The sequence below is a fragment of the Bradyrhizobium sp. CCBAU 51745 genome, from assembly GCF_028128715.1.
Taxonomy (GTDB): domain Bacteria; phylum Pseudomonadota; class Alphaproteobacteria; order Rhizobiales; family Xanthobacteraceae; genus Bradyrhizobium; species Bradyrhizobium manausense.
The window spans coordinates 139,353-151,962 of sequence record NZ_LBJP01000089.1; the positions used below are offsets into that span (position 1 = coordinate 139,353).

General features: G+C 59.0%; 13 protein-coding genes. All 13 read right to left on the minus strand.

Features of this window, described 5'->3' with window-relative positions; translation table 11 throughout:
• Entirely contained in the window at positions 1–2,256 is a 2,256-nt protein-coding gene (hypF, locus tag XH98_RS30955) for a carbamoyltransferase HypF (RefSeq protein ID WP_271620884.1), read from the minus strand.
• Positions 2,253–3,194: a hydrogenase nickel incorporation protein HypB gene (gene hypB / locus XH98_RS30960; protein ID WP_271620885.1), complete on the minus strand. Its 942-nt coding sequence runs from the start codon at positions 3,192–3,194 to the stop codon at positions 2,253–2,255. Before hypB ends, hypF begins: the two co-directional genes overlap by 4 nt.
• Positions 3,194–3,535 carry a hydrogenase maturation nickel metallochaperone HypA gene (gene hypA / locus XH98_RS30965; protein ID WP_271600026.1) on the minus strand — a complete coding sequence of 114 codons (342 nt, stop codon included), beginning with the start codon at positions 3,533–3,535 and terminating at the stop codon, positions 3,194–3,196. Before hypA ends, hypB begins: the two co-directional genes overlap by 1 nt.
• On the minus strand, positions 3,528–4,622 hold the full coding sequence (locus XH98_RS30970; protein WP_271620886.1) for a hypothetical protein: 1,095 nt from the start codon (positions 4,620–4,622) through the stop codon (positions 3,528–3,530). Before XH98_RS30970 ends, hypA begins: the two co-directional genes overlap by 8 nt.
• A gap of 91 nt (positions 4,623–4,713) precedes the next feature.
• Positions 4,714–5,571, minus strand: a complete 858-nt coding sequence (locus XH98_RS30975; protein ID WP_442868661.1) for a hydrogenase expression/formation protein — start codon at positions 5,569–5,571, stop codon at positions 4,714–4,716.
• Between the two features lie 604 nt (positions 5,572–6,175).
• Complete coding sequence (locus tag XH98_RS30980) at positions 6,176–6,466, minus strand: HypC/HybG/HupF family hydrogenase formation chaperone (RefSeq protein ID WP_271600023.1); 291 nt, start codon at positions 6,464–6,466, stop codon at positions 6,176–6,178.
• 16 nt (positions 6,467–6,482) lie between these two features.
• Positions 6,483–7,067, minus strand: coding sequence for a HyaD/HybD family hydrogenase maturation endopeptidase (locus XH98_RS30985; RefSeq protein WP_271620888.1), 585 nt, complete (start codon positions 7,065–7,067; stop codon positions 6,483–6,485).
• Between the two features lie 34 nt (positions 7,068–7,101).
• Positions 7,102–7,794, minus strand: a complete 693-nt coding sequence (gene cybH, locus XH98_RS30990) for a Ni/Fe-hydrogenase, b-type cytochrome subunit (RefSeq protein ID WP_271620889.1) — start codon at positions 7,792–7,794, stop codon at positions 7,102–7,104.
• 4 nt (positions 7,795–7,798) lie between these two features.
• On the minus strand, positions 7,799–9,589 hold the full coding sequence (locus XH98_RS30995) for a nickel-dependent hydrogenase large subunit (RefSeq protein ID WP_271600020.1): 1,791 nt from the start codon (positions 9,587–9,589) through the stop codon (positions 7,799–7,801).
• Between the two features lie 13 nt (positions 9,590–9,602).
• Positions 9,603–10,715 carry a hydrogenase small subunit gene (locus XH98_RS31000; RefSeq protein WP_271620890.1) on the minus strand — a complete coding sequence of 371 codons (1,113 nt, stop codon included), beginning with the start codon at positions 10,713–10,715 and terminating at the stop codon, positions 9,603–9,605.
• A 1,237-nt stretch (positions 10,716–11,952) separates the two neighbouring features.
• Positions 11,953–12,129, minus strand: coding sequence for a serine hydrolase (locus tag XH98_RS41275; protein ID WP_442868654.1), 177 nt, complete (start codon positions 12,127–12,129; stop codon positions 11,953–11,955).
• 6 nt (positions 12,130–12,135) lie between these two features.
• Entirely contained in the window at positions 12,136–12,393 is a 258-nt protein-coding gene (locus tag XH98_RS41280) for a hypothetical protein (RefSeq protein ID WP_442868655.1), read from the minus strand.
• On the minus strand, positions 12,390–12,578 hold the full coding sequence (locus XH98_RS41285) for a hypothetical protein (protein ID WP_442868662.1): 189 nt from the start codon (positions 12,576–12,578) through the stop codon (positions 12,390–12,392). The genes XH98_RS41280 and XH98_RS41285 overlap by 4 nt, the downstream gene beginning before the upstream one ends.
• Positions 12,579–12,610: the final 32 nt, after the last annotated feature.

Sequence of the window (12,610 nt, forward strand, 5' to 3'; positions counted from 1 at the left end):
TCAGGCAGCTGCTCCCCTGGCGGGCGACTGTTGAGCGATCTGTAGAGCGGCAATCCAGGCCTGGCCAAGGCTCAAACCGCCGTCATTGGGCGGCAGCCGCTGCGGCACCAGCGCGGTAAGACCGGCATTGCTGCAACCGCGCGGGATTTTGTCCGCCAGCACCGCGTTCAGGAAGCAGCCGCCGCTCAGAACCACGGTCTTAACGCCGGTTGCCCGCGCAGAGCGCGTGACCCAGTCGACGCAGGCGGCGGCGAAGGTGCCATGAAACAGCCCGGCTCCGCCGGCGACGTCAATGTCATCAGCAATCAACCGCGAGAATAGTGGACTAAGCGACAGCACGCCGCCATCAATGGTCCAGCCGGCTTCCAGAATCGCAGTCTGCCGCACTAGCGCTTCGAGCTTCATCGCTGCTTCGCCGTCATAGCTCTGCAAATTCGCAATCCCCAGCAGCGCCGCTGCCGCGTCGAACAACCGTCCCGCACTGGTCGTGGTGGTCCCGCCCGGCTGGTCGAGCAAGTCCGACAGACCCCCGGCTTGCCGATGCGCCGCAAAGCGCTGCCCGATTTCGTTACCCCGGCCGAGCCCGTGTAATACTGCGCTCGCCATGCGCCACGGCTCGCGGGCTGCACGATCTCCACCAGGCATCTGCAGGGGCGCTAAGTGCCCGATGCGTCGGAACCGCGTCCCTTCGCACAACAATAGTTCGCCACCCCAGTTACCGCCCTCGGAGCCAAAGCCATGGCCATCGAGCACGAGGGCAAGCGCAGGCCCCACATGGCCGTGCTCGGCGATCACTGCGGCAGCGTGTGCGTGGTGATGCTGAACCGCGACCAGCGCGCGGTCATTTGCTTCCGCAAACCGGGTCGAAGCCATATCGGGATGCAAATCATGGGCGACGGCGACGGGCTCCACGTCAAGGCTCGATGTGAGGTGTCGGATCGTCTTCTCAAACGCACGGATGCCTTCGGCCGTATTTAGATCGCCAATATGCTGAGAGACGAACGCTTGGTCGTCCCGCGTGACGGTGACGGTCGATTTCAGTGCCCCGCCGACGGCCAGCACGGGCGGGACGGACTTTGCAAGCCGTATCGGTTCGGGAACATAGCCGCGAGCACGGCGAATGAATTGGGCCCGGCCGGCCACCACCGAAAGCACCGAATCATCAGCAAGCGTCAAGATATCGCGATTATGGGTCACGACAAGGTCGGCGACCCCCTTGAGCCGCCGCAGCGCCTGCGCGTTATCGATCAGGAGGGGTTCGCCGCAGAGATTTGCACTGGTCACGACGATGACCGGGCCAGACCCCGCACGCGCCTCCGGCGAGCGAAACGCATGGAAGATGAGATGATGCAGCGGCGCTACGGGCAGCATGACACCCACCCGTGATAAACCAGGAGCTATGGCGGGCGCCAGATTGTTGCGCGATGGCAGGAGGACGATAGGACGTGCTATGGATTCGAGCAGCGTAAGCTCAGCCGCGTTCGCCTCCGCGATTTCGCCAACGCACTCTATCGAATCGACCATAACTGCGAGCGGCTTTTGAAGGCGGAGCTTTCTCCTGCGCAAACGCTGCACGGCGTCCTGATTACGCGCATCGCAAAGAAGCTGATATCCGCCCAGCCCCTTTATCGCCACGATCTGCCCCCCCGCGATTGCCGCGACAATGGCGCTGATCCCATGGCTGAGCCGAGGACCGCATGCCGGACACGCGATCGCCTCCGCGTGAAACCTGCGGCTCGCCGGATCGGCATAGTCGGCCGCGCAGGCGGCGCACAAGCTAAAAGCGCTCATCACGGTATTGCGACGATCGTACGGAAGCCGTTCGGCGATCGTGTAGCGTGGGCCGCAATGGCAGCAACTGATAAACGGGTAAAGGTAATGCCGATTTTCTGGATCGAATAGCTCGCTGAGGCATTGCGGGCAGACCGCGGCGTCAGCAACGATCTGCGTTGACAATTTGCCGACTTCGCTCGTGCCGATGGAAAAGTCCTTCGCCGCGAGCGCCACAGTCTCCCGAACGCAGATGTGGTCGATGCGTGCCAATGAGGGCGCCTCGAGCGGTAAGGCGGCAACAAACTCCGACGCGCGGCGGCCCTCGACCTCGATGATAACACCCTCGGGGCCATTGATGACAAACCCGGCCAATCCGTACCGCATGGCGAGTCCATAAACGTAAGGACGAAAGCCGACCCCTTGCACTGCCCCGCTCACGCGCACGCGCAGCCGTGTTCGGTCGCAGGTGGCTGCGGCGCTCATAGTCTTGTGTCCTCTACGATGCGCCTCTGATCGCTCGCCTGCTTATCGATCCAGTCGTAGAGCGCGCCAAAGCCCTCTCCAGTACGAGCCGAAACGACAAGCACGTCGATCTTTGGATTGACGCGTCTGGCGTATTCGACGGTCTTTCCCAAATCGAAATCAAGCAGCGGCGCCAGATCAATCTTGTTGATCAGCATGAGCGACGAAGCGGCAAACATATCAGGATATTTGAGCGGCTTGTCTTCACCTTCCGTAATCGAAAACACTACGATCTTTCGAGCCTCGCCAAGATCGAAGGCAGCGGGACAGATCAGATTACCGACGTTCTCGATGAAGAGAATACCGCCTGTGAGCGGCGGCAAGTGGCGATAAGCCTCGCCAATCATTGCAGCATCGAGATGGCAATTCTTGCCGGTATTGACTTGAACGGCTGGCACGCCGGCCGCCCGAATACGTTCGGCATCGTTCGAGGTCTGCTGGTCGCCTTCAATGACCCCGACCAGCCGCCTACGTTTCAGCTCGGACACAGCGCGGACCAGCAGTGTCGTTTTGCCTGCTCCGGGACTGGACAAAAGATTAAAGACAAGCAGGTCATCGGCAACGAAGAGCGCGCGGTTGACGGCGGCAATCCCATTATTCTTGCCCAGAATATCGCGCTCGATCTCAATGATCTTCTTTCTGCTCATGCCCACGACCCTTAAACCAGCAGAGCCGGCGCCGCCGCTCGGAAGGGCCTGATGATGGGCCGACCGACGACGGTTATAACTATCGCCACCGTGGCTTGAGAGCGGGGGACTTTGGCCCGGCGGCGGAAGGACAGAATGGCCATCGCAATCGTCTTGTACATGGTCAGCGTATCGCGCGTGGCTCTCCGCATCATTCGCCTCCAAGTGCTTGGTCGACGGCGTTCCTTCCATGCAGCCGCAAACGGTACACATCAATCGATCTCCAGCTCTTTTACTCGCATCTGTTCGCCGGCAATTACCTGCAATTGATAGCTGCCGCAGCAAGGACAGCACTCACCGCGTCGTGAAATTTCGACACTTTTCGAACAGCTCATGCACCAGGCAACGCCCGGTTGTTCGACGATATTAAGAGCGGCGCCCTCGGCAACGGTTCGCGTTGCAGCGACAGCAAAGCAGAACCTGATCGCTTCCGGCGCGGCGTGACTCAGCGCTCCCATCTCTAAACAGACGCTCCGCACCCGCGTAGAGGATCGCTCCCGTACCCTCTCCTCGACGATCTGAATGATCCCAAGACAAATCGCCATTTCATGCATCGCGAACTTCGCGAAAATTGAGGGTGAACCCGACGCACGGATCGAGCGATGCAATCAGTGCGCGCACTTCATCACAGCGTCGTCGAGCCGTCAGCACCGCCCCGTGCAGGTTCCGTACAAGGGGTCCGCGCCGGTGGAAATTCCACTCCGTTGGCGCAAGGAATTCGAAGCGGGATATCCGGGCGTGAGCATCAAGTTCAACCGCGTGATAGAGACGGCCCCTGGCACATTCGACCGCGGCCGCTGCACGGCCGGGCCCTAGCTTATATCTTTCGATGATCCCATGCTCCGCGGCGTCAATCTGAGCGCCGGCCTCGAGCCAGGCACATAGCCGGACAATTTCAACAATTCTGGCCGTCAGCCGCTCGGCCGCACCGAACGGTCTCAGCAAGAGCGGATCCCGGATCATTTGGCGCGCCCATGGACCCGTCTCGGGCACATGTCCTTCGAGATCGGGACAGTCGCAAAACGTCGAGTCATCTGCGAGCAACCGCTTCGTGATGTTGAGGTCGTCAGCGGCGGACAGGAACGAGTGTCCCGTCGGAGCAGACTTCAGGCCGCCCCCATTAAACGCCGCAACACGACGCGCCAGTGGGCTACCGGACCTGAGCGCGCCCCCCTCATTCGGTACGCCCAGCGCGCCCATCGCAGCGACAATCCGTGCTGTTGCTTCCCGTTGAGGGGGGCCCCAGGCTGGCTGTTCGGAGCGGACAAGCGCTGACAATTCCGACATCAGGGAGCCGATTGCCGCCGCACTGGCGACGTCTCGCGTAAGATGTCCGACAAACAGCCCCCGTACCAAATCTACGATGCGCTCGGTAACGATAAGCGCAATACGATGCTGTTTTGTTGCGAGGGTGATCACTTCGTCGCGCGCGGCTTCGATCGCGGTTAACAGTGCGGTTTGCTGCGCAGCCGCACATAACGCGAAGAGCCGCGGCACGACATTGAGCAGTGACGAGGCCGGCTTTCCGGCGAATATCCGCGCCAGCGGCGGCCGGACTCGCGGCAGGATCTCGACCGAGGCGACTACGTCGGCAGCTAGCAATACGCGGACATGGATTTTGTTGCGGGCAGCGACCATCATGCGCAACGCTGCCCCATCATCGCACGCAAGCTATGGCCCATGCACACGCGCTGTCTGCGGGATCCTACCTGACGCCAAATGCCCGAGCGCTTCATGTGAAGTACGCCCTAATGATTTCCTGCAAGCGTTCGGCAGAGTCCTGGAAATCCTCGTCGGCAGCCAACGCAACAATCGGCACGCCCCCAATCTCCACCGTATCAAGGATGATGTTGTCCGTCGAATTGAAGAACTGCACGGACCACACATTCCTAGTCCCGGTCGCCTGCACTCGGCAGGCGCCGTAGCCCCGCAACATGAGATGGACCGGTCCGTTGCCCAAGCTTTGCTGCAGGAATGTCAAGTCGACAATGCTCATTGGTAGCAACGTGAGATTGATGATATGCGCAGCCATGCCAAATCGCCAGGCGCTCGCCCGCTCGCGTATTTCGGCCAGCACCGGTTGAACGTTCATCGCGCCATGCGGCGGCGTGCCAATCACAAGATCGGCGGACGTCAGGTCAGTTGCGGCACGCCGGACAATCTGCGGAATCCCTCCGACCTCAACATATTCGTTTGCCGGCTCGGCCCCGATGCGCACGCGCCAGATTCCTGCAAGCACGGACTCCCGGATTTGCGCCAAACAGCCATCTGGCAGCGCAACCACCCCGGTCACCTCCCCCTCTCCGAGCAATTCGTCAATCAGCTTGCGCTCGACATCGCTGAGATATGCCAGATCGTACAATTGTGTCGGAGCACCGCTTCTCTGACCCCCAACGGCAGCAGCGGCATTTGACAACAGCAAGGTGGCATTCGGATACTTCCTTGCACGTTCGTCGCAATCGCGCCAGACGCGCGTGACGAGCGCACTCGTCGCGGGACGATAGAGTAGATCGAGACATCCAGGCCTAGTCGTAAAGTCGCTCGCCGCCCGGTCGGCGGCGCCGGATACAACGGGGACCGCTGTTTTCACGATGCGATGTTCCATTGTCTGTATTTGCGGGCATTGCGCTTGCCGGTGCCGATGCTGCAGGTGTGTGCCCGATTGAGCGGTCCGGAGATGCGGTTGATCGTGAGCAAACGGGCCAGTATCGTGCCGATTAGGCGGAGTATATCGTGCCTCTGGCATAGGCTCGGCGTCGACGCTCTATGCCGGCCTACTGGTGCGCCACTAGCGCCGCGCGAGGGTACTGCACCTTGCATGCCTGACCGAACAACTTCAGGGAGGAAGAATGCGAACTGGATGATCCGGAGCATATGTAGGAGATCGGCGGCCGACGGCGGCATCACGCTCACCTTCCCGGGAGCGTGCACGGCCAGGCGCGCATCGGCACTGACGCCTTCCACGTCGGACTGAGTGGGTCGTGTCAGACCATGCTGCGCCGGCAACTCCATCACACTTCTTTCTGATAATGTTCGGTTCTGCTAGAGGCGATTAGCAAGGCGCATGCCAATCACCTTCAGCCGCGGCTCGCGTTCGAACCAACGGCATAGAGCCTGACATTATCCAGGCCAATGTTCCTGCGACCGGAATTCGGGCTGTGAAGAACCCCCATCGGCGCAAGGGAGCGGAGCCGTTAGCGTAGGTGCTCCGGCAATTGCGGCTCGTGACCGATCAAGTCCGCAAAGAAGCGATCGTAGTTCTGACCGTTGAGGCTGGCCTCAAGCCCGTCAAGTGCTTCGGATATCAGCCTTGCTTCATTTTCGTCTAAGAGCCGCACTGCGCTGTCGATATGTACGAGCACCTTGGCTCCTACCGATACATCAGCGAGCAGCATGACGGAAATGCGACGCTGTTCATTGCCATAGTCGCACAGCGCGGTAATACCGTCAGTCTCGACAATCGTCATTGGCAAGCCAAGGCACATGGTCAGTCGCAGGCTTCTAGATCGGCTGCGCTCTCATTTCATAATTCGCATGGTCAATATTGTTCGCCAAAAGCCGTTCGGATGCAGGCAGCGGCGCGCTCCGCGGTTTTGCCGGCGAGTCCCACTGCTCTAGCAGTTCACAAGCGAGTTTAATCGCAGCGGCAATCTGAAAGCGCACCGGCGCGGTCAGCGGACCGCCCCAATTCTCCAGATCCAACGGCTGACAGCCGATAAGAGCGAGCTCTCGCGGGCGGCGTCCAAGCAAATCGGCCGCGCTCAAGACCTCCTGGAAGCCGGTCTGATGCAGGCTCACTTTCTTGGCGCCCGTGAATTTTGGCACTTCGTCATCTCGTACAAGCTTCAACTGCCCGGGCAGCAATCCATAGTCGATAGCATCGAACACGATCAGGCAATCGGCCCGCTCAAGAAAACTGACGAGGTAGAGCCCCTGGGTGCCGCCATCGAGAACGGTGACGTTATCATCGACGTCGTAGCGGCGATGAAACTCCTCGACCGCACGCACACCGAATCCCTCATCGGCCCACAGGATGTTGCCAATGCCGAGTACCAGAATCCGCTTTTTGTCTTTCGGAATGAGCATCCACTTCCCAGTCAATCGCCTAACCCGCGCTCACCTACTTCATAGAAGGGAAGCTGCGGGGCGACATGATGTCTTCCCGGAGCACCGCGTAGATGTGGACCAGCGCGAACATCACGATCACCCATAGGCCGAGATGATGCCAGGTGTGGACGTCCTGGCTATTCGGCCAGAGTGAAAAGACCCAGCCGAACACCTTGTACTGCCACCTGTCCGTACCGGCACCTTGCCCATAAAGTGCAAAGCCGGTGACGACCATGAATGTGATCGTCTGCGTAAACATGAAGAACATTGCGAGCTGAGCAAGCCGGTTGTGCACGAGGCCCTTCTCAGGCTCAACCGTAAGGAAGGCATACCTGCGAATCTCCCGGTACAATTCCCGCCAAAAGCACCGGCGCCAGAGCGGCACGTAAAAGATTTGTATGGCATCCGCGTTTCCCATCAAGGCCCAGTAGATGCGCAGAAGAAAGCCGACGCTGAGCACATATCCCGCCGAGAAATGAGCAAAGCGGAGATAGCCGAACAGGAAACTGCCGCTTGCCTTTCCCCATATCGCTGGTGTCCCGGTTCCAATAAAATAGCCGGTTAAACTCAGTACGAGAATCGCAGCCGCATTAACCCAATGCCAGAGTCGCACCGGCGCACAAATGTAGGCGACGCCACCGCCCCTCCTTCGAGCAGTCGGTACCGCATCGACGGCGGCAAGAAGCTTCTGAGCCCTGTCCTGCATGGACCTAACGAACTTTGACCGAAGCCATTTCTTGGCCCTCAGCACTCATCACGTGCGTCGAGCAAGCCAAGCACGGATCAAAGGAATGGATGGTGCGCAAGATCTCCAGAGGCCGCTGCGGATCGGCCATCGGGGTACCGATCAGGGAAGCTTCAAAAGCGCCAATATTGCCCTTCGAATCGCGAGGAGATCCGTTCCACGTCGTCGGCACGACACATTGATAATTGTCGATCTTACCGTCCTTGATCTTAATCCAGTGCCCGAGCGCACCGCGAGGCGCTTCAGTGAACCCGTAGCCTTTGGCTTCCTTGCGCCAGCTTTCCGGGCTCCACCTGCTGATATTGGCAGTTGCCGTATCGCCCGCCTTGATGTGGATTACGAGCTTATCCTGGAAATAGCGCATCTGATGGGCCGCCCACTGGCATTCGAGCGCCCGCGCCGCAGTACGGCCAAGCGTCGAGAACAGCGCAGTCACAGGAAGATTGAGCCCCTTTAGCAGTCTCTCGGCTGGGTCCTTGAACTCGGCTTTGCCTTGCGCATAGCCGAGGATGTATCGCGCCAACGGCCCGACCTCCACGGCGCGGCCGCGCCAGCGCGGCGCTTTGATCCAGGAATATTTGCCGCCTTCGTCGAGTTCCTTAATATCTGTCTTGCTGCCTTTGAGTCTTGGCCCAAGTTCAAAACTCGGCTCGGTAATACCATCCCACGGATGCAGTCCACAGCAATCGCTGGGGTATTTATACCACGAATGCGCGACGAACTCCTGGATCTGTTCGGGGTCACCATGGTCGATCGGCAGTATCTCCTTGAGATTGCCATCAAGAATGACCCCGCGCGGCAGCTTAAGACTCTCGGCGGAACAGTCATTTGCCTTTTCAGGGATGTCGCCATAGGACATCACGCTTTTGCTCGAAAGACCACCGCCGTGGAGCCAGTCCCTATAGAACGAGCAGATCGCGGTAACGTCGGGCAGGTAGACCTGCTCGACGAACTCGATCGAGCGGTCGATGATCGAGGACACAATGTTTAGTCGCTCCATGTTGATCGCGCCCACCGCACCGATTCCCTCGACGTTGATCGCGCACGGCACGCCGCCCACCAGCCAGTTTGGATGCGGGTTCTTGCCACCATAAATAGCTTGGATCTTGACGATCTCCTTCTGAAAGTCGAGCGCTTCCAGATAATGGGCGACCGCCATTAGGTTCGCTTCCGGTGGCAGTTTGTAGGCCGGATGCCCCCAATAGCCATTCTTGAACGGACCGAGCTGACCTGATCCGAAGAATTTGGTCAGCCGGATCTGCAAATCCTTAAAATAGCCCGGGGATGACAGCGGCCAGGGCGAGATAGACTGCGCCAGTGTAGAGGTCGAACTGGGATCGGCCTTGAGCGCGGAGACCACGTCGACCCAATCCAACGCATGGAGGTGATAGAAATGTACGAGATGATCGTGCACGAGCAGGCACAGCTGCATGATGTTTCGGATTGAATTGGCATTCTCCGGAATCGTAATTCCTAGTGCATTTTCAACCGCGCGCACGGAGGTGAGCGCATGGGTGCCGGTGCAGACCCCGCAAATCCGCTCGGTGAACGCCCAGGCGTCACGCGGATCGCGCCCGCGCAGGATGACTTCGATGCCACGCCACATCGTCCCGCTTGAGACCGCATTGCAGATCACATTCTCGGAATTGAGATTGGCTTCGATGCGGAGATGGCCTTCGATCCGCGTCAGCGGATCGATAACGATACGCCTGCCGGAACGATCGAGATTGAACCCATTCGGCGTCTGAACGGCCACCGTCGTCGCCTCCTCAACTTGGCTTGCCTTTGTCGGCTCGGAGATCCGGCCGGTGGGTCAACCGGTTCAGGGCGGTGACCGCCGCATGGGCAGCGACGGTTAGCCCCACCACGCCGGCAGCGGCCATGCCGATCTCGTCGGCGTTCTCTTCAATGCCGAACTGCTTGATAGTTGTAAGTCGGTCGTAAAATGACCCTTTATCCCAGAAGCTGTCCTCGGAGCAGCCGAGGCAGCCGTGGCCGGATTGAATGGGAAATGAAACACCGCCGTTCCATCGAAGTGCCGAACAGGCGTTGTAGGTGGTCGGCCCCTTGCAGCCCATCTTGTACAGGCAATAGCCCTTGCGTGCATTGGTGTCGTCCCACTCTTCGACGAATTGGCCTGCGTCGAAATGGGATCGCCGATAGCACTTATCGTGAATGCGCTCGGAATAAAACATACTTGGGCGCCCTTGGCGATCAAGCTCCGGAAGCTTTCCGAACGTGGTGATGAAAGTCACGAGGCTACTCATGACCTCTGCGACAGGAGGGCACCCAGGCACCTTGATGATCTGCCTATTGGTGATCACCTTATCGATCGGCACTGCGCCAGTCGGATTTGGCTGGGCCGCTTGCACGCATCCCCAGGACGCACACGTGCCCCAAGCGACGATGGCCATTGCCTCTTCCGCCATCGACGTGAGCTTTTCAACGAACGGCTTGCCGCCGTCAATGCAAAACATGCCATCTTCGTTCAACGGGGGATTGCCTTCAACGGCGAGCACATACCCGCCTTTGTACTTGGCACGGGTTTCCTCCAGGATGGCCTCAGCCTGGTGTCCTGCCGCCGCCATGATCATATGGTCATAGTCGAGCGAAATCATCGACAGCAGCGCGTCTTTGATCAAGGGATGGGCCGAGCGGATAAAGCTTTCCGAGCAGCAGGTACACTCGAGCCCGTGCAGCCAGATGACGGGCACACGCGGTTTTGTTTCCAGGGCGTGCGCAATTTTGCTTGCGGTGAGCGGACCAAGTCCCAAGCTCGCGGCCGTCAAACTGCAGAATTTGTGGAAGCTACGACGCGTGATACCCTGGCGTCTGATCACGCTGTAGAACGTTTCCCTTCCGTCACCCGTGAAACCGTCCATGCGAGTTGTCGCCCGCCGTTACGAATTGATGACGCTCAGCAAGAAACAGGCCAGCGAAGCGAAACACTTGAAAGATACCGAGCCGCCGCTTTGGGGTCTTCGGATTGTCGAACCCCACCAGCGCCCCCGAAGCTGGAGGATTGATCTGTCAGCTCATGTTGTCTAGTTTTTGAGAGTTGATGTGAGCACTTCAAAAAATCAGCACTATGGTTCACCCTTGCAGGGGACACGCTCCTGCACAACCGCGACATTTGTCATGCCGATCGTTGAATAGAATTGGTTCAGTTGACGGCACTGCGTTGCCCCCGCCTCAATCAGACTTGCCGATTACTGACAAGGATGCATTGAAGCGGTCATAGTCGCAACTATGCAGGGAGCCCGTACCAAAGTGACTGTCGAGCGAGGAAGAGAACCCGCAATGGGCTGAGCTGTGGTGCGCCCGCTGATTCGCTTTAGGTCTGCTTCGATCTGATCTGCCCCTTGGTTTCAACGCGCTTCGCCGCGCGGCTTCGCTACGGCGCCGTGGGCGGCGACAGACTTGACGTTTACAGCTATCACCTCGGAGCCTTCATCGCGCAAGCCAATCGTTAGCAAGGCGCGACGTCTTGGCGCATCGCGACACCCACCTTGCTTGAGGGAGCTTCTTCGCAATGCGGAGGCAATTGCGTTTTTGAAGCATGCTGCGATTCGTCTGACGCCGATAGAAGCCACGTCGCCTACTTTCAGTCGGCATCGACCCGTGCTAGCAATACTGTCCGCCGACTACACCAAATGGTTCATCGCGCCTTTCGGCGGAAAGCGAATTATCGGGTTATCGGAGCATAGACGATATACTGGACTTGTTTGCGGTAATACTTCCGGATTTCTCCGGGCGCCGCCGTTCCGACCACCGCGACCAGACGCTCTTTTGCATCGCAGAAAAATTGTGTCCCGTAGGCGCCTGTCCATGTGACCTCACCTGGATTGCCGGAACCGCCGAGAGCCCTCGTTAAGCGTTCCAGCCACCCCGAGCCCGAAGCCGAAGCCGGCACGGTGCGTCTCCACATTGGCGACCTTATTTTTGATCCTGGCTCGGGGTGGCCGGGAGTCATGTGACGCACCGTCCTCGGACCAAAAATGCGCCGCCCATTGAGCTCGCCGCCGTTGAGCAGCATTTGTCCAAATGCGCACCAAGTCACCGACTGTCGCAAATCCGCAGGCTCCCGCGCTGTCAAAATTCGTTGGAATTTCGAGGAGCTCAATCTTTTGTGGTTTTCCCGTCAGCGGGTCGTCTGGAAATGGATGCGACAGGCGCGCGTTGCGATTCCGACAAATGGAAAGTGGCATCTTGCATTTCGATTGGCTTCCACAAGTTGCTCGCAAGATAGTCGCCCAATGGCTGTCTGCTGACTTGTTCCACGACAGCTCCCAGCACATCGGTCTAGAGAAGCCTTGCGAATTCTGTCTCCGGTTGATGTGCTAGCGGCAGCTTGGCAATGGTTTCGATGAAAGCCTGCTTACCATCCCTTAGTGGCGGAGCAGCGAAATCGGGATAGAGACGCGCCACCTGGTCTGAGCTATTGGGGGGCGCGCCATCGGTGAGCCCAGATCTGTAGCGGTAAAGATCGTGGATCAAGATCGAAGAATTCTGCGTTTGAAATTTCAATGAACCGTCATGCTGTGGCACCCCCACCTTCATGCCTGCGAATTCCGGATAGCAATCCGTATGCCTTGCCTGCAAAGGCAGGCGACCTGCTCCATGAGGATAAGACCCGCAACGGCCACCATCGGCTTGGTCATAGAAGCAAGCGCGAATTTCGCGTCGAGCCGCATCGACCTTCCTTTTGCCGGATCGAGTTGTCCGGTCGCCTTGTAGTTAATCAGCTTGCCGTCTCTGGCGAGAGCAACCGCGCCGG